Origin of the sequence: Nocardioides bizhenqiangii, from assembly GCF_034661235.1 — a bacterium.
GTDB classification, from domain to species: domain Bacteria; phylum Actinomycetota; class Actinomycetes; order Propionibacteriales; family Nocardioidaceae; genus Nocardioides; species Nocardioides bizhenqiangii.
Window position 1 is genome coordinate 364,665 of the sequence record NZ_CP141059.1, and the last position, 25,285, is coordinate 389,949.

The following is a 25,285-nucleotide window of genomic DNA, read 5'->3' on the forward strand; positions in this document are numbered from 1 at the left end:
TCACCGGCTGCACCGACATCGCGGGCACGGGTGACGGTGACTACGTGCCCGGCGACGGCAAGGTCATCGAGGTGCCGATCGACGAGCGGGAGGGTCCGGTCGACCTCGCCGGCGAGACCGTGCAGGGCGAGGTCCTCGACCTCGCCGACCTGCGCGGGGAGGTCGTCGTGGTCAACATGTGGTGGTCGGGCTGCGGCCCGTGTCGCACCGAGATGCCGATGCTGGTCGAGGCGGAGGGCGAGCTGGCGGCCGACGAGACCGAGTTCGTCGGCATCAACATCCGCGACCTCGCGCCGGAGAACGCGGAGGCGTTCGAGCGCGACCTCGGAGTGACCTACCCGTCGATCTACGACCCCGGCAGCGAGCGGCTCAACGCGTTCGGCCGCTACACGCCCTACGCACCGCCGACCACCTGGGTGCTCGACCGTGAGGGCCGGGTCGCGGCCCTCATCAACGGGCCGGTGCCGTCGAAGAGCACGCTGACCACCGTGGTCGAGGACGTGCTGGAAGAGCCCGTCGATGGGTGAGTGGTTCGAGACCCAGGCCGCGGCCGGTTCGCTGGCGCTCGCGGTGCCGGTCGCGGTCATCGCAGGCCTGGTCTCGTTCTTCTCCCCGTGCGTGATCCCACTGCTGCCCGGCTACCTGTCCTACGCGACCGGGCTCTCGGGCGCCGACCTCGCCGACATCAAGGACGGTCGCGGGAGCGCGCCGCGGGGGCGGATGCTGCTCGGGTCGGTCCTCTTCGTCCTCGGGTTCGCCGTGGTGTTCGTCCTGATCGGCGCTGCCTTCGGCACCGTGGGCGTCTGGCTGCGCAGCTGGCAGGACGAGATCACCGTCGTGCTCGGACTCGGGCTGATCCTGCTTGGTCTGGTCTTCTCCGGTGTGGTGCCGTGGCTGCAGCGCGACTGGCGGATCCACAAGATCCCGGCGGTGGGGTTGGGCGCGGCTCCGTTGATCGGCGCCCTGTTCGCCATCGGGTGGACGCCCTGCATCGGCCCGACGTACGGCGTCATCGTCAACCTCACCTTCGAGGACGCCACGGCCGCCCGCGGAGCGCTGCTGTCGCTCTTCTACGCGCTCGGGCTCGGCATCCCGTTCATCGTCGCCGGTCTGGCCTACCGCCGGACCCTCGGCGCCGTCGCCTGGGTGCGCCGGCACCAGGTCTGGGTGATGCGGATCGGCGGGGCGTTCCTCATCCTGCTCGGGATCGCGATGGTGACCGGGCTGTGGGACCACCTCGTGCAGTGGGTGCAGCTGCAGGTGGTCGACTTCGGGGAGACAGCTCTATGACCCAGACCGACCAACGTCCCGTCGAGCGGGGCGAGCTGACCGCCCGCGAGCTGGGGCGGTGGGTCTGGCGCCAGGTCACGTCGATGCGGACGGCGTTGGTGCTGCTGCTCCTGCTCGCGCTGGCAGCGATCCCGGGGTCGGTGATCCCGCAGTCGGGTGTCGACGCGCTCGCCGTCACCCGGTGGAAGGAGGAGCACCCCGACCTCACGCCGATCTACGAGAAGCTCGGCCTGTTCTCGGTCTACGACTCGATCTGGTTCTCCGCGATCTACCTGCTGCTCGTCCTGTCGCTCGTCGGCTGCATCGTGCCGCGGCTGTTCGTCTACGCGAAGGGGCTCAGGGCCCAGCCGCCCAGGACGCCCCGCAACCTGTCCCGCCTCCCGGACCACACGTCGTACGAGACGGACCTGCCGGCCGACGAGGTGCTCGCGAGGGCGCGCGCCGTGCTCGGGAAGCGCCACCGGCTGCGGGGTCTCGATAGGCCCTCGCCTAGCGGCTCGGGCTACTCGACCAACGAAGGGTCGGTAAGCGCGGAGCGCGGGTACCTGCGCGAGGCGGGCAACCTGCTGTTCCACCTCTCGGTGCTCATCGTCCTCGCGGGCTTCGCGATCGGCGGCCTGTTCGGCTACCAGGGCGGCGTGATCCTGGTGCAGGGGTCGACGTTCGGCAACAACCTCACCCAGTACGACGACTTCGACCCCGGCGGCCTGTTCACGCCGGAGCAGCTCGACGACTTCGCGTTCACCGTCGAGGACTTCGAGGTCGAGTGGCTCAGGAGCGGCGCGGGCGCGGGCACCGCCCGCGGGTTCGAGGCCGGCCTGTCCTACCACCAGGGCGACGGACCGGAGGAGCGGTACGACCTTCGGGTCAACCACCCGCTGTCGATCGGTGACACCGACGTCTTCCTCATCGGCCACGGATACGCGCCGGTGATCACGATCCGCGACGGCGAGGGCAACATCGCCCACACCGGACCGGCGCCCTTCCTGCCGCAGGACCAGTCGTTCGTGTCCTTCGGCGTGGTCAAGACGGCGGCCGCGGAGCCCGGCCAGATCGGGCTGGAGGGCCTGCTCTACCCGACGTTCAGGTTCTACGACGGCGACCCGGTCTCGGTCTTCCCGGACGACCTCGACCCGCTGGTCTCGATGCTCGTCTACACCGGCGACCTCGGCCTCGACTCCGGCGCCTCCCAGTCGGTCTACGTCCTCGACAAGAGCAACGCGGACCAGGTCCTGGACGAGGACGGCAAGCCGTTCCGGCTCGACCTGTCGGTCGGAGAGACGATCGAGCTCCCCGACGGCCTCGGCTCGGTGACGCTCGAGCGGATCGACCCGTGGGTGCGGGTCCAGATCAGCCAGTCGCCCGGCAAGGAGGTGGCCCTGGGTGGCGTCATCCTGGCGCTGATCGGCCTGTGCGGGTCGCTCTTCATCCGTCCCCGCCGGGTCTGGGTGCGGGCCCGGTCTGTGGACACCGGGGCCCCGGGAGACACAATGACCACGGTCGTCGAGGTCGCCGGACTCGACCGGTCCGGCAACGGCGACCTGGACGAGGTGCTGGCCGACCTGGTCGCGGCACTGCAGAAGGAGTGATGGTGACCAACGCTGCATGGGAGACCCTGAGCAACCAGGCCGTGGCTGCGGCCGGGCTCGGCTACTTCGTCGCACTGCTCGTTCACCTGGCGGAGTGGGCAGCGCTGCGTCAGCCCGCGCGCGAGGAGGCTGCACTTGTCGGCGCCGACGCGCCTCGCAGCGTGACCAGCGGCGAGGCCGACGATGATGCTCGTCGTACGCCGGCCGAGCGGATCGCCTTCCTCGGCCGGCTCGGCTTCCTCGTCACCTGCATCGCGGCCGGCGCCCACCTCGTCGCTCTGGTCGGCCGCGGCATGGCCGCCGATCCCGACCGGGTGCCGTGGGGGAACATGTACGAGTTCACGGTCTCGGGCACGTTCGTACTCACGCTGATGTACCTCGGCCTCTACCGCCGCTTCAAGCTCGCCTGGATGGCTCCGATCGTCGTCGGCTTCGTGCTGACCACGCTCATGGTCGCCGTGATCTGGCTGCACGAGCCGGTACAGCCGCTGCGCGAGGCGCTCAACTCCTACTGGCTGGTGATCCACGTCGTCTCCGCCGTGATCGCCACCGGCGCGTTCACGCTCGGCGGCATCGCGTCGATCATGTACCTGGTCAAGATGCGCGCCGGCGAGGACCCGCAGGGCTGGCTCGGCCGGGTGCCCACCCTCGACGCGCTCGACAAGCTCGCCTACCGGGTGCACGCGTTCGCCTTCCCGGTGTGGACCTTCGCGGTGCTCATCACCGGTCCCATCTGGGCGCACGAGGCCTGGTCGCGCTACTGGAACTGGGACCCCAAGGAGGTGTGGGCCTTCATCACCTGGGTGGTCTACGCCGGGTACCTCCACGCCCGGGCGACGGCCGGCTGGAAGGGCCGCAACGCGGCGATCCTCGCGCTGGTCGGGCTGGCGACGCTGTGGTTCAACTTCATCGGGATCAACTACTTCTCGACGACGAGCCAGCACTCGTACGCGAGCGAGCAAGTGCCTGCGAGGTACGAGCAGGCGCTGTAGCGAGCGAAGGTTGAGGAAGCCCCGCGACCGAGGAACGAGGTCGCGACGGGCGCATCGAAACCCGGTGACGTTCCACGCCGACAGTGGGGACGGTCGGCGCTCAGCCGTCCTCGGGCGGGTTGAGCCGCTTGCGGTCGAGGTCGCGCAGGAAGTCCTCGTCGTCGTCGGGAGCGACCGGACGCGGCGGCGTGCTGGGGCGCTTCCGGGCCTTGGGACGGGGCAGGCCGGGACGCTCACCCGGTCCGCGTTCCTGGAGCGCCCGGGTGACCAGGTAGGTCACGGCCGCGAAGACCAGGACGACCACGAGGAACTTGAGCACGTCTCCAGAGTAGATCGTTCCTGGTCACTCATGGTCACGGATTGAGAACACTCGCTCCCATCAACCTAGGCTGGAGGGGTGAAGGAGTTCTGGGTCTACACGCTGCTGCGCCTCGGTCTGTTCGCCGGATCGTTCGTCATCGTCTACGGCGTGTGGTGGCTCGTCGCCGGCGAGCTCGACTTCGCGCGCGACTCGGCCGCGCTGTGGTCGGTCATGATCGCGTTCGTGCTGAGCGGCATCGGTTCGTACTACCTCCTCCGCGGTCAGCGCGAGGCGTTCGCGCAGAAGGTCGAGGGCCGCGCGAACAGGGCAGCCCAGCGGCTCGAGCAGCAGCGCGCCAAGGAAGACGCGGACTGACGGAGTCGCGTCAGGCCACCGTGGGTTCGGCAGCGAGGTGTGGTGGATGTGGAGTGGTCGCGCAGCCCTGGTCAGGCCCCGGGCACCGCGCCCCAGCAACGGGTGACGCCAGCATTGTCGATCCCGCACGCGTAGCCGGCGCCGGATTCGACCGTCACGAATCGGCCCACGGGGGGAACGGTGACCGTGCCTTGGCCCCAGCACGTGAGCAGCCCGTCGACGCCGACCGCGCATGCGTGCGCAGCTCCCGCGGACACGGCGACGAACGCACCGGCCGGTTCCCCGGCTCCTGGTCCGGCGCCCCAGCAGGTCAGCTTGCCGGCTGTGCGCATCCCGCATGTGAACCCCTCACCGGCGGAGAGGGAGTTGAACGTGCCGGCCGGGACGGCTGGTCCGGCGCCCCAGCAGGCAACCGTCCGATCCGCGCGCAGCCCACAGGTGTGGTCAGCGCCAGCGGACACGGTGACGAACAGGCCGGACGGAGCGTCGGCCTGGCCGGATGCGTTGCTGCCCCAGCACGACACCCGGCCGGTGGCCTTCAGGCCGCAGGTGTGGGCGTCGCCGGCGGTCACGGTCGTGTAGCGGCCAGTCGGGTTGCTGGCCTGGCCGGATGCGTTGTCGCCCCAGCAGTTCACGGTGCGGGTGACGGTGAGCGCGCACGCGTGCCGGTCGCCGACGCTGGCCTGGAGGAACTGGCCGTCAGGGGCGGCGTCGACGACCGCACTCGACGGTCCGGTGCACGACAAGGTCGCATCGGCTGCGATCGAGCAGCGGGCGGTGCCGCCGGACGAGACGGCTCCGAGGGTGAAAGTGGTGTCGGCCGGCGCCTGGGTGCGGTGGGTGTGGTCGTCCTCGCCCCAGCATTCGACGAGCCCGGAGGGCCGGGAGCCGCACAAGTAGTCGTCGCCTGCCATCAGTCGGGTGAACGTTCCGTCGGGAACCTCGATGTCGCGGTTCTCGATGAGGCCCGCGCAGACCGCTGCTCCGTTGGGCCGGATTCCGCAGCCGAAGGTCCTTCCGATGGCGATGTCGACGAACCTGCCGGGCGGAGGCGGCGGCGGCGCGTACTCGTACTTGGGCCAGCACGTGACAGTGCCGTCGGGCCGCAGACCGCAGACGCTTCCGGGTCCGGAGTCCAGCCTCGTGAACTGTCCGTCGGGGGTGTCCTTGCTGCGGATGGAGCCCCAGCACACGGCGGTGCCGTCGGGCCGCAGCCCGCATGCGTACAGCGGTCCGGCGGTCAGCGTGGTGAGCCGGCCGGCGGGAGCGTCGGTCTGCCCGTACTGGTTCTCACCCCAGCACACGGCTCGACCCGACGGGCGGAGCCCGCAGGCGAAACCGGACCCGCCGGCCAGTGTGGTGAGCACGCCGCCGGGCGGGTCGAAGGAGCCGAATCCCCAGCAGACCGCCGTACCCCACGGCCGCAGGCCGCAGGCGTAGCTGCCGTCGCCGCCGATGATGGAGGTGATCTTCCCGGTCGGCGGGCTGCTGGTGTTGAACCAGTTGAAGCTCCAGCAGCGGGGCCGGTTGCTGGTGTTCAACCCGCATCCGCCGTCGGAGCCGGTGACCCCGACCCGGACGACGGTCGCGCCCGTGGTGCCGGGTACTGCCGGGGGCGGGTCTGCGGCCGCTGCTGGTGGACGGAGGCCGAGCAGGGCCACGACGGCGACGGCGACGGCGATGAGTGTGTGCAACAGGCGTGTTCGGTTCACCACAGCGGCGGGGAGCTGGGTGTCCATGGAGGTACTCCTCAAGGTCCGAGTGCGTGGTGGTCCGCGGACGACCGGTAGGCCGCTGGACGGCCAGCATGCAGCGCGTGCCCAACACTCGTGCGTCCTTCGCAGACGCGGCGATACCAGTAGTGGTCACAACGTCGAGAACGCCGGAAGAACCGTAGGAGGAGTTCGTCCCTGGCGCATGCTGTGGCGCAGGTCTGCACAGAGGATCTCCCCTTGCGGCCGAGCTCAGGCGACCGCGAGCCCGATCCCGCAGCCGAGGGCCCAGACCAGCTCCGCCAGCCCGGTCCGTTGGAGCACCGGGATCAGGCCCGGCCCCACGGCCCCGCCGAGCACCGTCCGTCCGGCCGGCACCGCGAGCGCCAGGAAGGGCAGACCGAGCAGCGCCCACGGCGTCGCCAGCGCGGCGACGCCCACCAGCGCGGCGAGGGCGAGGCCGACGAGCACCGCGTAGAACAGGCGCGTGCGACGGTCGCCGAGCCGGACCGCGAGCGTGATCTTGCCGGCCACGGTGTCGGTCGGGATGTCGCGCAGGTTGTTGGCGACGAGGATGGCGCAGGCGAGGGCACCGACGCCGGCGCCCGCGACCAGGGCGGTCCAGCCGCTCTCGCCCCACTCCTCGGTCTGCACGTAGGTGGTGCCGGCGACGGCGACGAGACCGAAGAAGACGAAGACCATCACCTCGCCGAGACCGAGGTAGCCGTAGGGCTTCGACCCGCCGGTGTAGTACCACGCCGCGAGCACGCAGAGCAGGCCGACGGCGACCAGCCACCACGCGGTGGTGGCGGCCAGCACCAGCCCGGCGACGCCGGCGACGCCGAACGCCAGGAACGCGGCACGCTTGACCGCCGCGGGCGAGGCCAGCCCGGACCCGACCAGCCGCAACGGGCCGACCCGCTCGTCGTCGGTGCCGCGGATGCCGTCGGAGTAGTCGTTGGCGTAGTTGACCGCCACCTGCAGCGCGAGGCTGACCACGAGGGCCAACAGGGCCTTCCACCACACCGCCTCGGCGCCGAAGCCGTCGTACGCCGCGACGCCGGTGCCGGCGACCACCGGAGCAACTGCTGCGGGGAGGGTGCGTGGACGGGCGCCCTGGAGCCAATGTGCGGGGGTGGCCATGATGCCGCGATTCAAGCAGGTTGCGTGATGCCTTGGTCGGCCAGGTGGCGTTCGGCGGCGCGGGCGGCGGGATGGATCAGCACCGCGGCCACGAGCACGATCGCGGCGATCACCAGCCAGCCCGGCGGGCCCCAGGACATGGCGAGGAACGTGTAGAGCGCCGGCGCCCACACCGAGCCGAGGGTGAAGCCGAGCTGGGAGACGCCCTGGTACTCGCCGCGGCGCTCGGGGTCGGACAGCTCGGCCTGGAGCCCCCACTCGCCGGCGGACTGGAAGAGCTCGGCTCCGGTGACGGTGACGTGCCCGATCCAGACCAGGGCGATGGTGATCCAGCCGACGGTGTCGTGGGTGACCAGGACGATGCCGCAGGAGAGCACGAAGAAGAACGCACCGCGGCGCTGGGCGCGCAGCGAGTCGGCGACGGTGGTGATGCCGCGTGCTGCGGCGACCTGGAGCAGCACCGCCATCACGGTGTTGGTGCCGAACAGCCAGGCCAGCAGGACGCGGGGGGCGTCGGTCTCCTCGACCAGCCAGAGCGGGATGACCACGTTGAGCAGCACCTGGTGCGTCGAGAGCACCCCACCGAGCACGGCCATGGCGACGTACGCGCGGTTCCGCAGGGCGCTGCGGCGCTCCCCGGATGCCTCGATCGCCACCTCCAGCGCCGGCTCGGTGCTGACGTGGTGGGCGGCGCGCGGCAGCCGGGCGACGAGCGCGGCGTTGAGCACGAGCAGTCCGGCAGTGATCACCGGCACCAGGCGCACGACGTCGTCGTCGTTGGTCGCGAGCGCGACGCCCGCGAGCAGCGCACCGAACGTGTAGCCGACGTTGCGTGCCGCCCGGAAGTACGCGTTGGACGAGACCCGCTCCTCCCGCGGGAACACGTCGAAGCGGTAGGCGTTGCGCGACGACCGGCTGGCGGTCTGCACCAGCCCGAGGCCGATCATCATCAGCACGAACGGGAGCATCCCGTCGACCGCGAGCCACACCAGGTAGAGCAGCGCCTCGACCAGCGAGCTCAGCGCCCAGACCAGCTTGGCGCCGTACCGGTCGCTCAGCTTGCCGAGCGGGACGGCGAGCGCGAAGGTCGCCAGTCCCGAGAGGGAGAGGCCGAGACCGACCTGCGCGGCGGAGAGGCCGACGATCTGCGTGAAGAAGACCGCGCTGCCGGTGAGGAAGACGCCGTCGCCGAAGGCGGACAGCACCGACTGGGCGGAGAGCCGACGGACCAGCGAGGTGGGACCGGCGAGGCGGAGGACCGGGTCCGGCAAGTATCTTGACATCAAGAGAAGGTTACGTCGGGTCGGCCGCGAGGTCCACATCCGCCCCGACGCCCGCGTCCTCCTCCGGCACCTGCTCGTGCTCGGACTCGGGCTCGGGCGGGAAGTGCCGGTCGCGGAACCGCTCGGCCATCCGCACCGACGGTCCGAGCCCGAGCGTCGCCACGACCACGATGCCGGCGATCACCAACCAGCCCTGACCACCAGCCCAGGAGAGGGCCAGCCACGTGTAGAGGGCCGGAGCCCACTGGAACCCGAGCGCGCTGCTGACCTCCTGGACCCCTTGGTACTCACCGCGTCGCTCGGGATCCGACAGCTCTGCCTCGAACGACCAGCTCGCCCCGGAGATCGCCAGCTCGGCGCCGGTCACGGTGAGGTGGCCCAGCCACACCAGCACGACGGTGATCAGGCCGACCGTCGAGTGCGTGATCATCGTGACCACGCACGACACGATGAAGAACGCCGACGAGATCCACGTGTAGCGCATCGCGTCCCTGAGGTTGCGCACGCCCTTCGAGGTGTACGCCGGCAGGAAGATGCAGAGGACGGTGTTGGTGCCGAACAGCCAGGCCAGCAGCACGTGCGGGGCGTCGGTCGCCGCGACCAGCCAGAGCGGGATCACGATCTGGAGCAGGACCTGGTTGGTCCACAGCACGCCCATGAAGAACGTGGTCAGGATCCACCCGATGTTGCGGATCGGGCCCGGTCCGGTCGGCTTGACCCGCCGCTCGCCGCTGGCGACCCGGAGGTCGTGGGGAGCCGCCGGCAGCCGTGAGACCCAGAACGCGTTCGCGAGCATCATCGCGGCAGCGAAGAACGGCGTCCACCGGATCACGGTCAGGCTGTCGGTCGCGAGCGCGAGGCCGCCGATCATCGCGCCGAGGGTGTGGCCGACGTTGAGCCACGAGTACATGTAGGCCTGGGTCTCCACCCGCTGGTTGCGCGGCAGCACGTCGAGCACGTAGGCCTGGTGGCTCGACGCCCCGAGCGAGGCGAACAGCGCGAAGGCGATGGCGACGCCGACGTACTCCTGGAACCCGGTGACGAAGGGCAGCGCACAGAACACGCCCGCGCGGCCCAGGGTCGACAACGCCCAGATCCGCTTCGGTCCGAAGCGGTCCACGACCCGGCCGGCGGGATAGGCGAACAGGAACTCCGCCACCCCCATGATCGTGAGGGCGATGCCGACCTTCCCGGCAGACATCCCGACGACGAGGGTCAGGAACACCGCGCTCCCGGTCATGAACGTGCTCTCGCCAGTGGCGAACAACATCGACTGCGTCGCGAGCCGCCGCGACAGCGGGGTCGGCGGGATCAGCCTCTTGAAGAAGCCGCGCTGGTCGCCCGAGATGGTGTTCGTCACTCGGCATATTGCACTGCACGGCACCGACACCCGGCCACCGAATATCCCCGACGGCCTAACCTCGTCGACATGTCCGACCTGACGCCCCGCGGGGAGCCGGCCGCGGTGGTCGAGCAGCTCCGTGCGTGGCTGACCGGGCCGACCGGCTCACGCCTCGTCGTCGAGACGTCCGGGTCGACGGGCCGGCCCAAGCGGGTCGCGCTCACGCGGGACGCGGTCCTCGCGTCGGTAGCGGCGTCGGCGCGACGGCTCGGCGCGACCGGCCCGTGGGTGCTGGCGCTGCCGCAGACGTACGTCGCGGGGGTGCAGGTGATCGTGCGCTCGCTGGTCGCCGGTCACGAGCCGGTGGTGCTGGCGCGAGACCCTTCGACAGGCTCAGGACAACGCGGGTGGCCGACCGGGGAGGGCTGGTTCGTCTCTCTCGTCCCGACCCAGCTGGCGCGGCTGCTCGACGACGACGACCAGGACGGCGCGGTCGCGGCGCTGCGCCGCGCGCACACCGTGCTCCTGGGCGGCGGGCCGATCGACCCGATGCTCCGCGAGCGGGCGGCCGCGGCCGGCGTCCACGTCGTCGCGACCTACGGCGCCGCGGAGACCGCGGGCGGCTGTGTCTACGACGGACTGCCCCTCGACGGCGTCGCCGTCGCGGTCGGCGAGAGCGGCCGGATCCGGATCGGCGGACCCACCGTCTTCGAGGAGTACGTCGACGATCCCTCGCTCACGGCGGAGACCCTGGTCGACGGTTGGTACCTCACCTCCGATGCCGGACGGCTCGACGAGGACGGCCGGCTCGCCGTCCTCGGGCGGGTCGACGACGTCGTCGTCACCGGCGGCCTCAACGTGCCCGCCCCCGCAGTCGCGGCGCGCCTGCGGGCGCATCCGGCGGTCGCGCAGGTCGAGGTGCTGGGCGTGCCGGACGAGGAGTGGGGCAACCGGGTGGTCGCGTTCGTCGCGGGCGCGATCACGCTCGACGACGCCCGCGACTGGGTGGCGGAGGTCCACCCCCGCCCGTGGGCACCCCGCGAGCTGGTCCTGGTCACCGAGATCCCGATGCTCCCCAACGGCAAGCCCGACCGGCAGGCGCTCCTGGCTCTCGCGGGCGCCGCGACATGACCGCGATGCGGGTGGTCTCGATCCCGATGCGCACCCGGTTCCGTGGGCTGACGGTGCGCGAGGCGGCACTGGTCGAGGGTCCGGCCGGCTGGGGCGAGTGGAGCCCGTTCCTGGAGTACGACGCGCGGATCGCCGAGCCGTGGCTCCGGTGCGCGGAGGAGGCCGCGGCGGGCGACTGGCCGGACCCGGTCCGCGACGGCGTGCCCGTCAACGTGACCGTGCCCGCGATCGGACCCGAGTCCGCGCACGCGCTCGTGGTCCGTGGTGGCTGCCGGACGGCCAAGGTGAAGGTCGCCGAGGCGGGCCAGTCTCTCGCCGACGACCAGGCGCGGCTCGAGGCGGTGCGCGACGCGCTGGGACCGGACGGCCGGGTGCGGATCGACGCCAACGGGGCCTGGTCGGTCGACGACGCCGTCGCGGCGATCGGCGTGCTGGACCGGGCCGCCGGCGGGCTGGAGTACGTCGAGCAGCCGTCCGCGTCGGTCGAGGAGCTCGCCGCGGTGCGCCGCCGGGTGCGGGTGCCGATCGCGGCCGACGAGTCGATCCGCCGGGCCGAGGACCCCTACCGGGTGCGCGACCTGGCGGCAGCCGACATCGCCGTGCTCAAGGTCCAGCCACTCGGAGGCGTGCGCGCGTGCCTCCGGATCGCGGAGGAGATCGGGCTGCCCGTCGTCGTGTCGTCGGCGCTGGAGACGTCGGTCGGGATCGCCGCCGGAGTGGCGCTGGCGGCGGCGCTGCCCGAGCTGCCGTACGCCTGCGGGCTGGCCACCGTGCAGCTGCTCACCGACGACGTTGCCGTCGCCCCGCTGCTGCCGGTCGCCGGTGCCCTCCCCGTCGGTCGGCCCCTCGTGGACGGCGCCGCCCTGACTCGCACGGCAGCGGCAGCCGGCCGGGTGGCCTGGTGGGAGGCCAGGCTCCGCGCCGTGCGCGCCCTCCAGCAGGATGGTCGACCGTGAGCGAGATCAGCGGTGTTCAGCTGGGTGCGGCGGTCGTCGCGCGGTTGCTTGCCGCGGGGGTCGACGAGGTCGTGGTGTGCCCAGGCTCGCGCAACGCGCCGCTGTCGATGGCAGCGTGGGCGGCCGGGCAGGCGGGTGAGCCGCTCCGCCTGCACACGCGCATCGACGAGCGCAGTGCCGGCTTCCTCGCGCTCGGTCTGACGAAGGTCTTCGCAAGGGCGGCCGTCCTCTGCACTTCCGGCACTGCCGTTGCCAACCTCCATCCAGCAGTCCTCGAGGCCGCCCACGCGGGCGTGCCGATGGTCGTCGTCACCGCCGACCGTCCTGCCCGGATGCGGGCGACGGGCGCCAACCAAACCACCGACCAGGTGGGGATCTTCGGGCTGCTGATTCCTACGTACGACGTCGCGGAGCTGGCCGATCTCGACGCGATCCCGTGGCGCCAGCACGGCCCGTTGCACGTCAACGTCCAGCTCGACGCCCCACTGGTGCCCGTCGACGGGCCGCTGGAGTGGCCAGCGCGCTCCGATGCCGAGGGCGGCGAAGTCGTGGCTCATTCCTCGCGGCGCAGCAGCCTGTCGTTGCCCGACGGTCCGGTAGGCGACCTGAGGACGGTCGTCGTGGCCGGCGACGACGCCGGGCCCACCGCCCGGATGTTCGCCGAGGCAGCAGACTGGCCACTGCTTGCCGAGCCGTCCAGCGGGGCCCGCCGGGGTTCGAACGCGATCCGCACCTACCGCCTGCTGCTCGGCACCGCGCTCGGTTCTCGGATCGAGCGCGTCGTGGTGCTCGGTCGACCGACCCTGTCGCGGCCCGTCGCCCAGCTCCTGGATCGGCCGGACGTGGAGATCCGCGTCGTTCCCGGCAGCGGCGCCTGGCCCTTCCACCGTGACGGGGCACTGGGCATGCCGGGGATCGAGAAGTTCGATCGCGGTTCCGGTGATTGGCTCAAGAGCTGGCAGGACGCGGACCGTGAGCTGAGCCGGCGGATCGACCGCCTGCTCGCGGAGGAGCCCGCGCTGACGCCGTACGACGTGGCTGCCGCAGTGTCGGCGGCTCTTCCCGCCGGGAGCCTCCTGGTCGTCGGTGCTTCCAGCCCGATCCGCGACCTCGACATCATGGAGCCCGCTGCGCCGGTCGGCGAGCGACGCAAGGTGATCGCCAACCGCGGCCTGTCCGGCATCGACGGGACCATCAGCACGGCGATCGGCGCCGCCCTGGGGCGGCCGGAAAGCAGCCGGGCGATCGCGCTCATGGGCGACGTGACCTTCCTCCACGACCAGAACGGACTGGTGCTCGGTCCGGACGAGCCGCGACCCGACCTCACGATCGTTGTCGCCAATGACGACGGCGGCTCGATCTTCTCGATGCTCGAGCAAGGGGCGCCCCAGCACGCGGCGTCGTTCGAGCGGCTGTTCGGCACGCCGCACGGTACTGACCTGGCGAGTCTCTGCGTCGGCACCCGCACGTCCTTCCTGCGGGTCACCTCGCGGCCCGAGCTCGAGCACGCGCTCTCCAGCCCCAACGGCGGCATCGAGGTCGTCGAGGCGATGATCGGCCGCAGCGACCGGCGCGGGCTCGACGCCCGGATCCGGGCCCTGGCGAGCGACCTGCGCTAGATCCTGCCGAGGATCTGCTGGGACTCGAGGATCCCCTCGTCGCTGGGCTTGCTGCCATCGCCGAACACCTTGGCCTGCTGGCGCGCGCGAAGCTCGAGGTGGGCGTCGCGCGGCCGGTCGTAGCCGTAGCGCTCCCGGGCCTGCGCCGGCGTCAGCACCTCCTCCGTCTCCGGGGGTACGCCGAGCAGCACCGGCGCCGCGACCGAGGCCGTCATGGGCGAGACCAGCCGGAGCAGCGCCACCTGGGCGGGTCCGTTGAGCGAGACGACCCAGAACGCGATCCGCAGCTCCGGCCGGATCAGCGCGCCCATCAGGCGCGACTCGACCGGGAGCGGATCCGCGTCATGTTCGCCTCGCTCATCTCCGACATCGGCGAGTCCCGACCCGACTGGAAGGTCGACGCCGAGCTCTACTCGCACGCCGTCCTCGCGATCGTCGAGCACTTCGGCCGGGTCATGGTCGACGACCCTGATCGCTTCACCGCCGAACGCCTGGTGGACGGTGCGAAGGCCGTGCTCGGCACTCTGTGGAGACAATGAACGCGTGGAGATCGCATTCCTGCTGGTGGCCATCGCCGTCACCGTCCTCACGGTCACGGCAATTGCCGGCCGGATCGGGATCGCCGCACCGATCCCGCTGATCCTGGTCGGGTGGGTCGGCTCCTACCTGCCGGGAGTCCCGACGATCCATCTCGAGCCCGAGGTGGTGCTGCTGGGCCTCCTGCCTCCGCTGCTCTACGCGGCCGCGCTCAGCACGTCCCTCGTCGACTTCAACGCCAACCGCCGCCCGATCCTGCTGCTCTCGGTCGGGCTGGTGGCGTTCACGACGGTCGGCGTCGCGGTCGTGGTGCACGAGATCCTGCCCGAGGTCGGCTGGGCCGCGGCGTTCGCGATCGGCGCCGTCGTCGCGCCGCCCGACGCCGTCGCAGCCACCGCGATCGGACGCCGGATCGGGCTGCCCCGCCGGATCGTCACCATCCTCGAGGGCGAGTCCCTGCTCAACGACGCGACCGCCCTGGTCGCGCTGCGCACCGCGATCGCGGCGGCCGGCACCGCCGGCGCGATGGCCCCGGCGTGGGAGGTCGGGGTCGACTTCGCCCTGGCGGCCGGGGGCGGCCTGGTGGTCGGCATCGCCGGCTTCCTCCTCGTGGCGAAGATGCGCAAGCACGTCACCGACCCGGTGCTGGACACTGGCATCTCGCTGGTCGTGCCGTTCGCGACCTTCATCGCCGCCGAGGAGATCCACGCCTCCGGCGTGGTCGCCGTCGTCGTCGCGGGCCTGCTGCTGGGTCACAAGGCGCCGATCCTGCAGACCGCGCAGTCGCGGATCGCGGAGCGGATGAACTGGCGCACGTTGGCGTTCATGCTCGAGAACACCGTGTTCCTGCTCATCGGCCTGCAGGCGCACTGGCTGGTCGACGACGTCCGCGCCAGCACGCTGCCGACCGGCACGATCGTGGGCGTCTGCCTCGCCACGCTGGTCGCGGTCGTCGTGCTCCGGATGGCGTGGGTGTTCCCCGTCCGCTACCTACTGATCCGGCCCGGGCCGGACCCGGCGACCGGACGCCCACCACCGGCGTCGTACACGTTCCTGATCGGGTGGGCCGGGATGCGCGGCGTGGTCACCCTCGCCGCCGCGTTCATCATCCCGGACACCGTTCCGCACCGCGAAGTGCTACTGATGATCGCGTTCACGGTCGTCGCCGGGACCCTCCTGCTGCAGGGGCTCAGCCTCGGATGGCTCGCGCGCCGGCTGAACGTCCCAGCGCCGGACCCGATGGACGACGCCCTCGCCCGTGCGACCCTCCTGCAACAGGCCTCCAAAGCCAGCCACAAGGTGCTCGCGGAGCTCAAGGCTGATGATCCGTACGGCGTCGCCGACCTCATCCGCCAGCGCATCGAGCAGCGCAACTTCGCCGCCTGGGAACGCCTCGGCACCACCGCGGGCGAGGAGAGCCCGGCCGCGCTCTACGCCCGGGTGCGCGAGGAGATGATCGAGGCCGAACGGCGGCGAGTGCTGGAGATCCGGTCCACCGGCTCCGTACCGTCGGAGGTGGTCAGCGACGTGCTGGCCATGCTCGACATCGAGGAGTCCATGCTGGACGCCGCCGAGCAGGAACGAGCCGACGTGGAGGCAGAGCGCGTGCGCAGACCGGTCGGACAGGCGTGCGACCACCTCCTGTCGACGCCGCTCGCGGACCCTGCCGGCGAGCTCGAGTGCGGTGCCTGCCTGGCGATCGGCAGCCGCTGGGTCGCGCTGCGGATGTGCCTCGCCTGCGGCGAGATCGGCTGCTGCGACTCCTCACCCAACCGGCATGCCTCCGCCCACTTCCACGAGAGCACTCATCCCGTGATGCGGTCGGTCGAGCCCGGTGAGGACTGGCGCTGGTGCTTCGTGCACCACCTGACTGCCTGACCGAATCCGCGGTCGACGGCGGGGCGGCGGTGGGTCAGGAACCGTGCTCGCGCGTGATGTCCGCGGTCATCGTCATGTCGCCGATGGAGCTCGTGAGCACCATCGAGACCGCCACCCGCCGTCCGCCCTCGCTCACGGTGACCGACCACGGGCCGCTGTCGGTGTAGCAGTAGAAGTAGTCCGTGTCCTCGTCGAGCTCCAGGTATGCCTCGTCGTAGGCCAGCGCCGCCCCTGCCGCCTCGCGCTCGCGCGAGATCGCCAACAGGTCGTAGCTGCCGTCTCCGGTGTACCCGGGGACCTGGAACCGCCAGCTGGCCAGCCGATGGCTCCCCAGTGACACCGCGTTCCCGGTCTGGGGGTGCAGCTCGACCGACAGGTAGGGCCGGTACGCGTAGGGGTCCGGGTCGGTGTACTCGGGGTCCGGGCCGTCCGGTGTGACCACCTCCCAGCGCAGGTGCATGGGGCCGAACCAGGCGTCCTCCGCCCACCCCGTCACTCGCATCTGGACCTGTGCCACCGGGAGCGCCGCGATCTCGTCGCGGAGCCTCTGGAGCCTGTCCTCCTCGGCCTGGCGCTGGCTCTCCTCCTGCTTGTCCTTCCACTTCGCGAGTCCGGGGAACGCCGTCCGCACCAGCTGTTCGCCCGCCTGGTCCTTGGCCTCCCGCTCGGTCGCGTCCGCATCGGCCGAGGCGCTCGCCGCCTTCTGGCTGTCGCTGGACAGCATCTCGGTGGCCTTCGACTTCGCCCACTGCTTGGCCAGGTCTCCCAGTCCCATGTCTTCCTCCCGCATGTCGAGCCTCGCGGGTATCACGCTACGTCCGGAACGAGCCCGTCGCGCGGGTCCTGAGAAAGTCCACGCCGAGACCTGCATCCCGTACCGACTGACGGCCGGACGGCTCTCGGCGATCGCGGTGCGGGTGACTGCCTGACCCCGCCGGTCCAAGAGCTGTGCGGGGCGGACCTGGCGCTCGCGCGGCAGTGCAGCCTGGTCTCGATCAAGCACCTGGCTGCTGATGCGTTGGATCTGGGCACCGGCTGCCGCTGGTGTGCACTTGCGGTCAAGGATGAAGCCCGACGACGTGACGCAGTTGACAACCTCAACGGCCACGCCGGCACGCTCTACCGCGCCGAGGTCAGCGACCTCGACACCGCCGAGCCTCTCCCCGCAGCCGCAGCCGCAGCCGCAGCCGCGGCCGCTGGCCTTTCGCTCGCCCCTTTCAGCGCGTCGACAGGGAGGGGACGGCCTGCTTCCGGGCCTGCTGCCCCGCGACGCCGATCGGAGAGCGTGTCCGGGGGCACGCGGCGACGTCCGGCACCAGGCGGAACCTGGTGATGGCGCGGTAGTGCTTGCCTTCGGGGAGAGGCCCGGTCTGGGCCCCGTACGCGCCACCGGCATCGGTCTTGTCCCCGACCAGGTGACGATCGCTACCCACGTACCAGCGCACCCAGACCTTGGTCCCGGTCGCCGCGCACGCAGGGGCCGAGGAGGAGAGCAACCCGTTCACGCTCTGGCCGGCGAGCGACGCGGTGAGCGAGCGACTCGCCAGCGGGCAGCCCTGGGCCCTCACCACGTTCGGATCCCCCGCCAGGGTGGAGCAGGCGTCGGCGCCATCCGCGATGGTGTCGTTGTCGTCGTCGGCGTCGCAGGCGTCTCCCGCTCCGTCGCCGTCGTGATCGTCCTGTCCCGGGTTGGGCACGCCCGGACAGTTGTCCAGACCCGTCAGTTCCCCGTCGGCGAAGAGCACGAAGTGGGAGTTCGGGAAGCCCAAGCTGGCAGCGGCCGTCGGCTCGGCTATCCCACAGTCCGGCGCCGCGATGTAGGAGGGGCCGCTCTGACCGTCGGCGTTCGCCCCGAGGAAGAAGCTGTGGTCCGCAGCCTGGCCGTTGGGCGTGAACAGTGCCACCACCAGGTCGGTCGTGGAGGGATCGGCGACCGTCGCGCTCACCGGGACGGTCTTGATCGTGCCAGCGTCGCTGTTGACCACCGTGGTCGGCACGTCCGCGAGCAGGGTCAGGTCGGCGAACGTCATCGTCGGGTCCGACGCCGCGATCGTGAAGACGCGCACCGAGGCCGGCTGGGAGGGGTCAGCCCCTGACAGCGCGGACTCGACGCCGAAGCTCACCGACGAGACGTGGAACCCGGCGTCCACCCCGTGGGCGCCGTCGAGGTCGAAGCGCCGCAGGTAGGTGTTGTCCGTGTGCTCGCTGCCGGCGTTGCACGAGAAGCCGACACCCGGCGTGATGGTGTCGGTGGAGTTCTGCTTGATGGTCAGCGCCGCCGCTGGAGTCGCGGACGTGAGGACGAGGCCTAGGGCGACGCCGACACTGACGAGGGCGCGGGCGGTCAACTGTCGGGGCATCGATGGCACCTTCCGGGAGGGACAGAAAGCGCCATCCGGGGCACCAACCGTCTCAACACCGTAGACCGCGTCACGGCTGCGGAAGAACGATTCGCCGAAGTCGGCCGTAGATCCGCCCGATCGGTCTAGACAGCGGCGCCCGCGACGCGGCGGAACCGCATCGCAGGAACGCCTTGCTTCCATCACCGGCACGCCGATAAGGCGGGTCGTCTTGGTCAGCGTCGTAGACGCAACCGACATGGGGAACGAGTGCGGTAGCGACGCTGCTGCCGGTCGCCGAATCCTCGGGCACTCAGCCCCGAAACACCTCATAGGTGAGGTGGGTCGCCACCGGTGACGTCTCGACCCCGACCTGGCGGAGCCGGTGCCGGCCGACGGCGTCGAAGAGTGGCGTCCCCGCCCCCAGCACCTCGGGCGAGAGATGGATCCGCAGCTGGTCGAGGAGGCCGGCGGCGAGGCAGCCGCCGACGGTCCGGCCGCCACCCATCACGTAGACGTCGCGGTCGCCTGCCGCCGCCCGCGCCTGCTCGACCGCTGGGCCGAGGCCGTCGAGCACGAAGGTGAAGTCATGGGAATCCGCGAGCCGGACATGGCTCGGCTGCGTGCTCGTGACGACGAAGAAGGCCGGTCGTCCGTCCTGGTCGGCGCCGTACCCACGCTCGGCGCTCCATCCGTCGGGGCCGTCCACCGTGTCGAAGGTCTTCCGGCCCATGACCACCGCTCCGGAAGCGGCTGTCAGCCGCTCCAGCATGCTGCGGTCGACAGAGTCCTTGCTGTCGAGCGCCCATGCGTGCAGGCCCTCGGCGTCGCGGCCGAGCCCGTGCTCGAGGTCGGCGCCGGGTCCGGTGACGAACCCGTCGAGGGACATGGTGATGTCGCCGATGATGTTGGTCATGTCGATGTCGACCACGTGCTGCGCACGGACTCATCGGTCTGCGACCGACCCCTGCCCAGGGAAGCTCGCCAGCGCCTCCTCGAGGGTGCGGGCGGGGTGGCCGGTGAGTCGTTCGACGTCGCCGGACACGTGGGACACCGAGCCGTCGGCGATCGCCGTGTAGGTGCTGACCCACGCGTCGAGCTGGTAGTCGGCCGCATCGGGGTACGCCGCCCGGCGGGAGGCGTAGGCCTCCGCGACCGTCTCCTCCTCGTAGCGCAGGTCGCGACCCAGCACGGCACCGGCGCGGGCGGCGACCTCGGCCATCGTCAGCGCCTCGGGTCCGGTCAGCTCGTAGGCGACGTCCGCGTGCGCCTCCGGCGCCTTGAGCACGACAGCAGCGACGTCGGCCACGTCCGCGCGGGCCACCGCCGCGAGCCGCCCGTGCCCGGCCGGCCCGCGGACCACGCCCGACGCGTCGGCGAACCAGGGGAGCACGTCGGCGTAGAAGTTGTCCCGCAGGAACGTGTAGGTCATACCGGTCCGCGCCGCGGCATCCCGGATCGCCTGCTCGGTGTCACCGTGGTCCCGCCCGAGCGTGAACGTCGACTCCCGGCCGGCACCGGCGAACGAGGTGTAGACGAGGTGCCGGACCCCGGCGGCCGCGGCGGCCTCGACCATGGTGCGGTGCTGCTCACGGCGGGTCGCGGACTCGGCCGCCGACACCAGCAGCAGCGTGGTCACGCCGTCGAGCGCCGCCTCGGCGGCGGGGCGGTCGTCGTACGACGCCTGGCGGACCTCCCCTCCGAGATCGGGCGCGCGGGACGGGTCGCGCACGACGAGTCGAGGGGACAGGTCGGCGAGCAGGCGGGCGACCTCTCCGCCGAGGGCTCCGGTGGCACCGGTGATCGCGATCATGGCCGGCCCAACCCGGCGAGGTCGGCAGGCATTCCGCCGCTAGCGTGAACACATGCGACTGACCAAGTTCGGCCACTCCTGCGTCCGGGTCGAGCACGACGGCACGGTCCTGGTGCTCGACCCCGGGGTCTTCACCGACGGCGACGCCGTCGACGGGGCGGACGTCGTCCTGATCACCCACGAGCACCCGGACCACTTCCACCCCGACCACCTGCGCCGGACCGACGCGGCGATCTTCACGATCGCCGCGGTGGCGGCGCAGGTCCGGGAGCAGGCGCCCGACCTGGGCGAGCGGGTCACCGTGGTCGGCCCCGGCCAGGACTTCGACGCCGGCACGATCCCGGTCACCGCCGTCGGCGAGCTGCACGCCGTGATCCACCCCGAGCTGCCGCGCTTCGACAACAGCGGCTACCTGCTCGCACTCGATGACGTCACCGTCTTCCACCCGGGCGATGCGCTCACCGGGCCCGGCCGTCCCGTCGACGTGCTCCTCGCACCGGTGTGCGCTCCGTGGATGAAGGCGTCCGAGGGCATCGACTTCGCACGGTCGGTCCGCGCACCGCGCAACGTGGCGATCCACGACCGCGTCTACTCCGACGCCGGTCTCGGCATCGTCGACGGACACTTCGCCCGGTTCCTCGGGGCAGCAGGGCAGGAATACGTGCGTCTCGCCGACGGCACCGACCTCTGAGGCGCCAGACGGGGCAGGCATGATGGCCCGATGCCCCTGCGTTCCACCATCATCGGTGCCGCGTCCGGCGTGGTCCTGCTGGCCGGTGTCGTCGGCTTCGCCGTCGGCCTCCCCGAGGTCACCGGCGACGAGGCGGAGCCGGCGGCGGAGACCGAGGACCAAGCAGCGGACGCAAGCAGTACGCCGGCTGCCGAGCTGATCCCCGAGTCCCTTCTCGGCGGCGCGCTCGTCCGCTACCCGGAGATCGATCCGCAGATGCAGTCGGTGTCCGACGAGGTCGAGCAGTTCGGCGGCGACAAGCTGGCCGACGTCTTCGACACCGACGTCGCGGTCGGCATCTACGCGACCCCCGACCTCCAGGTGCAGGTGGCGGTCACCGTCTACAACGGCGAGTCCGGCCTCTTCCTCCAGAAGGGCCCCCCGGTTCCTCCGAACCTGGCCGCGAGCCAGCAGACGATCAGCGACATCGTCCGGCAGGGCGACAGCGTCTGCATCGCGCAGTGGGAGGCGCAGGCCTTCGAGCAGGAGGGCCCGCCGTTCCAGACCCAGTGCCAGCGCGTGGTGGACGGCCGCACCGTCAACGTCTACGCCACCCCCGGGCTCACCATCGAGCAGACCGCCGAGCTCGTCGACGACGTCGTCTCCCAGGCCGGGCTGGACTAGACGAGTCCAGCCGTCAACGCTGCAGCGTCGTCTCCTCCCCGAGCCGCTGCAGCTTGTGCGGGTTGCGCATGGCGAAGATCCGCGTGATCAGGCCGTCCTCGACGACGAAGCTCAGCGCCGTGGTGGAGCCGTCGAACGGGATGTCGAGCCGCGCGCCCGGGAGACCGTTGATCGAGATCGGCACGCCGGTGAACTCGATGTTGATCCGCTTCGCGGTCCCGAGGAAGGCTGCGACCTTCGAGGCTCCGTGGATCGGCCTGCGCGCCGCCTGGGCGACGCCGCCGCCGTCGGCGACCATCACCACGTCGGGCGCCAGCACGGCGAGCAGGTCCTGGATGTCGCCGCCCTGCACCGCCGCGAGGAACCGCTCGACCGCCGCCCGCTGCTCGTCCTGCTTCACCTCCATGCGCGGTCGCCGGGCCGCGACGTGCTCCTTGGCCCGGTGCGCGATCTGGCGGACGGCGGCCGGCGACTTGCCGACCGCCTCCGCGATCTCCTCGTAGGGGGTGTCGAAGACCTCGCGCAGCACGAAGACCGCGCGTTCGGCGGGCCCCAGCGTCTCGAGCACGGTGAGCATCGCGATCGAGACGCTCTCGGCGAGCTCGACGTCCTCAGCGACGTCGGGCGAGGTGAGCAGCGGCTCCGGCAGCCACTCGCCGACGTAGTCCTCCCGCCGGCGTGACAGCGACCGCAGCCGGTTGAGCGACTGCCGGGTGACGATGCGGACCAGGTAGGCCCGCGGATCGCGCACCTCGGCCTGGTCGACATCGGACCACCTCAGCCAGCTCTCCTGGACGACGTCCTCGGCGTCGGCCGCCGAACCGAGCATCTCGTAGGCGACGGTGAAGAGCAGGCGGCGGTGCTCCACGAACGGATCTGCCGACGGGGAGGTCACGATCACGACCGTACGGCGCTCGCGGTCGGCTCGGCGAGCGGCTTCAGGCCGCAGGCCGCGGCAAAGCCGTCCGACTCGATGCCGAGAGCCACGTTGGGCCGGGTGGTGAAGTTGGCGAAGGCGATGACCGCGGTCAGCTCGACCACCGCCGCGTCACCGAGCTGCTGGCGCAGGCTCGCGACCATCTCGTCGGTGACCGTGACCGGCGTCCTGCTCATCGCCTCGGCGTAGTCCATGACCTCCCGCTCGAGCGGCGTGAAGACGTCGGACTCCCGCCAGCGCGGCACCTCGCGGGCCTTGTCCAGGTCGAGGTTCTTGTTGTGGGCCTCGAAGTAGTTGAAGTCGAGGCACCACGTGCAGCCGATGTACGACGCGACCGCCATGTGCGCGAAGGTCTTCAGGCCCTCGTCGCACGCGTCCCACTTCTTCAGCTTGCCGCCGAGGCCGCCCATGCTCATCAGCACCTTCTGGTTGTGCCAGTAGACGCCGAGCGACGACGGCACCTGGCCGAGCGTCTTCTTCATGATCCGCTTGAACATCGCGCCCTTGAAGCCGGTGATCTCGGCCGGGGGGATGCGGGTGTTGCTCATTGTTGCCTCCTCGGTTGCGGTGTGTGCTCATGGAGACACCGCAACCGGGAAGGTTGTGACACATACCGATCGTCGAGTAGCCCGAGCGCCTGCGCGAGGGCGTATCGAGACGCCCGCACCCGAACGACGACCTCGAGGCGGACAGGGGTGCTGCGTCTCGATACGTCGCTCGCTGCGCTCGCTCCTACTCGACGACCGGCAGGGGCGCTGCTCAGCTCCAGTACACGACGACGGTGTCGCCGATCTGCACCTGGTCGTAGAGCCAGGCGACGCCGTCGTAGTCGCGCGTGTTCACGCAGCCGTGGGACGCACCGTCGTAGCCGACCGACGCGAAGTCGGGGGAGTAGTGCACGGCCTGGCCGTTGGAGAAGAACATCGCGAAGGGCATCGACGTGTCGTAGAGGCTCGACACGTGGTCGCGGCTCTTCTGGAACACGCTGAACTCACCCTCGCGGGTCGGGGTCGCCGAGCCGCCGAACCGCGCGTCCATGGTCTTCAGCACCTCGCCGTCGACGACCCAGCGGAGCGTGTTGCTCGTCTTGTCGACGCAGATCACCCGTCCATCGAGGCAGCGCGGGTCGAGCGCACCGGGGGCGTTCGTGGTCGTCTGGTTGGTCAGCTCGGCCGGGGTCGGCTCGTTTGTCATGGAGTGGAGACGGTCGAGCGTGCGCCGGTCGACCTCGCCGGTCACCGGGATCTCGCGCTTGGCCTGGAAGCCGCGCACCGCCTCGGTGGTGACGTCGCCGTAGTAGCCGGTGACGTCAGCGTTGAACCAGTCGATCTGGGCGAGCCGCGCCTGGAGCTCGCGGACCTCGTCGCCGGAGTCGCCGGGCGCGATGAGAGCCGGCCCGGGCGTGAGCTCCGGCACGGTCGGCCCCTCGGGCTCATCGGTCGGCTGATCCGGGTTGCTCGGCTCCTCCGACCGGTCGTCGGTGGCCTCGTCGACCGGTTCGGTCGTCGGCAGGTCCTCCGGCACACCCGGCGGGTCCTCACCGGCCTGGGCGGGCGTGCTCGCGTCGTCGACGGGGCCCTGCCAGGGGAGGCTCCCGGCCTGGCTCGCCCAGCCGACGCCGTACGCGAGAGCGCACAGCAGAGCCGCGACGACGGTGACGATGGTGAAGCGGCGGGCGAACGACATGGCGGGATCCTCGAGGGGTCTTGGTGCTGCGACGTGGGTTGGTACTGAGACGACGCGGACGCGGCCCATTTGGTTGCACGGATTGGTTGCAGCGATTTCCCACGGCCTACAGTTCGCGAGTGGCCCGCGCAGCACTCGACAAGCAGCCCGCCGACGTGCGGCGGATGTTCGACGCCGTCGCCAAGCGGTACGACATCACCAACGACGTGCTGTCCTTCGGGCAGGACCGCCGCTGGCGGCGCGAGGTGCTGACGGCCGTCGACCCGTCGTACGGCGACAAGGTGCTCGACCTCGCCGCCGGCACCGGTACGTCGAGCCAGCCCTTCGCCGACGCCGGCGCGACCGTCGTCCCGTGCGACTTCTCGATCGGCATGCTTCAGGTCGGCAAGAAACAGCTGCCGCACCTGCCCTTCACCGCCGGCGACGGCACCAGGCTGCCGTTCGGCGACGGCACCTTCGACGCGGTGACCATCTCCTTCGGCCTCCGCAACATCGTCGACCCGGTCAAGGGTCTCGCCGAGCTGCGCCGGGTCACCCGCGCCGGCGGCCGCCTGGTCGTCTGCGAGTTCAGCCACCCGACCTGGAGCCCCTGGCGCACCGTCTACCTCGAGTACCTGATGAAGGCGCTCCCGACGGTCGCCAAGGCCGTGTCGTCCTCGCCCGACGCCTACGTCTACCTCGCCGAGTCGATCCGCGCCTGGCCGGACCAGGCCGGCCTGGCCGCGATGATCGGCGAAGCGGGCTGGCAGAACGCCGAGTGGCGCAACCTCTCCGGCGGCATCGTCGCCCTGCATCGCGCCTCTGTGTAAGCCGCGCGCTTCGCGCGCGGGTCTTTCCGCGCTGCGCGCGGTTTGAGTTGGGTGGGTTGTCGCTGGGTGGGTGTGGCGGGCGGTGCGGTGGCCTCCGGTGCGGGACGAGACCCCGAGCGGGCTGCAAACCGTGGCCTGCCGGCCTGGATGTGCCACGGGCTGGATGTCCCCTGGCATGGGAAAGGGTGGATGCCGTTCC

Annotated in this window: 26 protein-coding genes; 13 read left to right on the forward strand and 13 right to left on the reverse strand. The window is 71.2% G+C overall.

Annotated features, from left to right (window positions below; all coding sequences use genetic code 11):
- The first annotated feature begins 44 nt into the window (after positions 1-44).
- The 4 genes from SHK19_RS01780 to ccsB are packed head-to-tail and all read left to right on the forward strand — an operon-like array spanning position 45 to position 3,871.
- Complete coding sequence (locus SHK19_RS01780) at positions 45-527, forward strand: TlpA disulfide reductase family protein (RefSeq protein WP_322457569.1); 483 nt, start codon at positions 45-47, stop codon at positions 525-527.
- Positions 520-1,290 (forward strand): cytochrome c biogenesis CcdA family protein, encoded by a 771-nt coding sequence (locus SHK19_RS01785; protein WP_322937674.1) that lies wholly within the window; start codon positions 520-522, stop codon positions 1,288-1,290. The genes SHK19_RS01780 and SHK19_RS01785 overlap by 8 nt, the downstream gene beginning before the upstream one ends.
- On the forward strand, positions 1,287-2,879 hold the full coding sequence (gene resB, locus SHK19_RS01790; RefSeq protein WP_322937675.1) for a cytochrome c biogenesis protein ResB: 1,593 nt from the start codon (positions 1,287-1,289) through the stop codon (positions 2,877-2,879). Before SHK19_RS01785 ends, resB begins: the two co-directional genes overlap by 4 nt.
- Before the next feature lie 2 nt (positions 2,880-2,881).
- Positions 2,882-3,871: a c-type cytochrome biogenesis protein CcsB gene (ccsB, locus tag SHK19_RS01795; protein WP_322937676.1), complete on the forward strand. Its 990-nt coding sequence runs from the start codon at positions 2,882-2,884 to the stop codon at positions 3,869-3,871.
- A gap of 100 nt (positions 3,872-3,971) precedes the next feature.
- On the opposite strand, the gene SHK19_RS01800 is transcribed toward ccsB, so the two are convergent.
- Entirely contained in the window at positions 3,972-4,190 is a 219-nt protein-coding gene (locus SHK19_RS01800) for a hypothetical protein (protein ID WP_322457573.1), read from the reverse strand.
- 78 nt (positions 4,191-4,268) lie between these two features.
- Here SHK19_RS01800 and SHK19_RS01805 point away from each other — a divergent pair, with 78 nt between their 5' ends.
- Entirely contained in the window at positions 4,269-4,547 is a 279-nt protein-coding gene (locus SHK19_RS01805) for a DUF4229 domain-containing protein (protein ID WP_322457574.1), read from the forward strand.
- A gap of 71 nt (positions 4,548-4,618) precedes the next feature.
- Here the strand turns inward: SHK19_RS01805 and SHK19_RS01810 are convergent, their stop codons facing one another.
- From SHK19_RS01810 to SHK19_RS01825, 4 genes are all read right to left on the reverse strand, one after another.
- Positions 4,619-6,286, reverse strand: coding sequence for an RCC1 domain-containing protein (locus SHK19_RS01810; protein WP_322937677.1), 1,668 nt, complete (start codon positions 6,284-6,286; stop codon positions 4,619-4,621).
- 225 nt (positions 6,287-6,511) lie between these two features.
- Positions 6,512-7,402 (reverse strand): 1,4-dihydroxy-2-naphthoate polyprenyltransferase, encoded by an 891-nt coding sequence (locus SHK19_RS01815; protein WP_322937678.1) that lies wholly within the window; start codon positions 7,400-7,402, stop codon positions 6,512-6,514.
- Between the two features lie 11 nt (positions 7,403-7,413).
- Positions 7,414-8,685, reverse strand: coding sequence for an MFS transporter (locus SHK19_RS01820; protein ID WP_322937679.1), 1,272 nt, complete (start codon positions 8,683-8,685; stop codon positions 7,414-7,416).
- Positions 8,686-8,695: 10 nt separating this feature from the next.
- The gene (locus tag SHK19_RS01825; RefSeq protein ID WP_322457578.1) at positions 8,696-10,045 is read right to left on the reverse strand and encodes an MFS transporter; all 1,350 of its coding nucleotides are present in this window, start codon (positions 10,043-10,045) and stop codon (positions 8,696-8,698) included.
- Positions 10,046-10,114: 69 nt separating this feature from the next.
- On the opposite strand from SHK19_RS01825, the gene SHK19_RS01830 reads away from it, so the two are divergent.
- From SHK19_RS01830 to menD, 3 genes are read left to right on the forward strand one after another with little or no spacing between them, the layout of a single operon-like run.
- A complete protein-coding gene (locus SHK19_RS01830) occupies positions 10,115-11,158 on the forward strand; it encodes an AMP-binding protein (RefSeq protein WP_322937680.1) in 1,044 nt (347 codons plus the stop codon).
- Positions 11,159-11,163: 5 nt separating this feature from the next.
- Complete coding sequence (locus SHK19_RS01835; RefSeq protein ID WP_322938662.1) at positions 11,164-12,114, forward strand: o-succinylbenzoate synthase; 951 nt, start codon at positions 11,164-11,166, stop codon at positions 12,112-12,114.
- Positions 12,111-13,733, forward strand: a complete 1,623-nt coding sequence (gene menD, locus SHK19_RS01840) for a 2-succinyl-5-enolpyruvyl-6-hydroxy-3-cyclohexene-1-carboxylic-acid synthase (protein ID WP_322937681.1) — start codon at positions 12,111-12,113, stop codon at positions 13,731-13,733. Before SHK19_RS01835 ends, menD begins: the two co-directional genes overlap by 4 nt.
- Here menD and SHK19_RS01845 read toward each other — a convergent pair.
- A complete protein-coding gene (locus tag SHK19_RS01845) occupies positions 13,730-14,044 on the reverse strand; it encodes a hypothetical protein (RefSeq protein WP_322937682.1) in 315 nt (104 codons plus the stop codon). The genes menD and SHK19_RS01845 overlap by 4 nt on opposite strands.
- A gap of 33 nt (positions 14,045-14,077) precedes the next feature.
- Here SHK19_RS01845 and SHK19_RS01850 point away from each other — a divergent pair, with 33 nt between their 5' ends.
- Complete coding sequence (locus SHK19_RS01850) at positions 14,078-14,272, forward strand: hypothetical protein (RefSeq protein ID WP_322937683.1); 195 nt, start codon at positions 14,078-14,080, stop codon at positions 14,270-14,272.
- 4 nt (positions 14,273-14,276) lie between these two features.
- Complete coding sequence (locus SHK19_RS01855) at positions 14,277-16,148, forward strand: cation:proton antiporter domain-containing protein (protein WP_322937684.1); 1,872 nt, start codon at positions 14,277-14,279, stop codon at positions 16,146-16,148.
- A 34-nt stretch (positions 16,149-16,182) separates the two neighbouring features.
- Here SHK19_RS01855 and SHK19_RS01860 read toward each other — a convergent pair whose 3' ends face one another.
- From SHK19_RS01860 to SHK19_RS01875, 4 genes are all read right to left on the reverse strand, one after another.
- On the reverse strand, positions 16,183-16,938 hold the full coding sequence (locus tag SHK19_RS01860; protein WP_322937685.1) for a hypothetical protein: 756 nt from the start codon (positions 16,936-16,938) through the stop codon (positions 16,183-16,185).
- 427 nt (positions 16,939-17,365) lie between these two features.
- Positions 17,366-18,508 carry a thrombospondin type 3 repeat-containing protein gene (locus SHK19_RS01865; RefSeq protein WP_322937686.1) on the reverse strand — a complete coding sequence of 381 codons (1,143 nt, stop codon included), beginning with the start codon at positions 18,506-18,508 and terminating at the stop codon, positions 17,366-17,368.
- A gap of 292 nt (positions 18,509-18,800) precedes the next feature.
- Positions 18,801-19,403, reverse strand: a complete 603-nt coding sequence (locus SHK19_RS01870) for a dihydrofolate reductase family protein (RefSeq protein ID WP_322937687.1) — start codon at positions 19,401-19,403, stop codon at positions 18,801-18,803.
- A 30-nt stretch (positions 19,404-19,433) separates the two neighbouring features.
- Positions 19,434-20,300 (reverse strand): NmrA family NAD(P)-binding protein, encoded by an 867-nt coding sequence (locus SHK19_RS01875; protein WP_322937688.1) that lies wholly within the window; start codon positions 20,298-20,300, stop codon positions 19,434-19,436.
- A gap of 52 nt (positions 20,301-20,352) precedes the next feature.
- Between SHK19_RS01875 and SHK19_RS01880 the strand changes: the two genes are divergently transcribed.
- Both SHK19_RS01880 and SHK19_RS01885 read left to right on the forward strand, forming a co-directional pair.
- Positions 20,353-20,991 carry an MBL fold metallo-hydrolase gene (locus SHK19_RS01880; protein WP_322937689.1) on the forward strand — a complete coding sequence of 213 codons (639 nt, stop codon included), beginning with the start codon at positions 20,353-20,355 and terminating at the stop codon, positions 20,989-20,991.
- 30 nt (positions 20,992-21,021) lie between these two features.
- The gene (locus SHK19_RS01885; protein ID WP_322937690.1) at positions 21,022-21,654 is read left to right on the forward strand and encodes a hypothetical protein; all 633 of its coding nucleotides are present in this window, start codon (positions 21,022-21,024) and stop codon (positions 21,652-21,654) included.
- 13 nt (positions 21,655-21,667) lie between these two features.
- Here SHK19_RS01885 and SHK19_RS01890 read toward each other — a convergent pair whose 3' ends face one another.
- From SHK19_RS01890 to SHK19_RS01900, 3 genes are all read right to left on the reverse strand, one after another.
- Positions 21,668-22,552 carry an RNA polymerase sigma-70 factor gene (locus SHK19_RS01890; RefSeq protein ID WP_405030478.1) on the reverse strand — a complete coding sequence of 295 codons (885 nt, stop codon included), beginning with the start codon at positions 22,550-22,552 and terminating at the stop codon, positions 21,668-21,670.
- Positions 22,552-23,139 (reverse strand): carboxymuconolactone decarboxylase family protein, encoded by a 588-nt coding sequence (locus SHK19_RS01895; protein ID WP_322937691.1) that lies wholly within the window; start codon positions 23,137-23,139, stop codon positions 22,552-22,554. Before SHK19_RS01895 ends, SHK19_RS01890 begins: the two co-directional genes overlap by 1 nt.
- Before the next feature lie 211 nt (positions 23,140-23,350).
- On the reverse strand, positions 23,351-24,277 hold the full coding sequence (locus tag SHK19_RS01900; RefSeq protein WP_322937692.1) for a L,D-transpeptidase family protein: 927 nt from the start codon (positions 24,275-24,277) through the stop codon (positions 23,351-23,353).
- A gap of 119 nt (positions 24,278-24,396) precedes the next feature.
- Here SHK19_RS01900 and SHK19_RS01905 point away from each other — a divergent pair, with 119 nt between their 5' ends.
- Complete coding sequence (locus SHK19_RS01905; protein ID WP_322937693.1) at positions 24,397-25,086, forward strand: demethylmenaquinone methyltransferase; 690 nt, start codon at positions 24,397-24,399, stop codon at positions 25,084-25,086.
- Positions 25,087-25,285 lie beyond the last annotated feature (199 nt).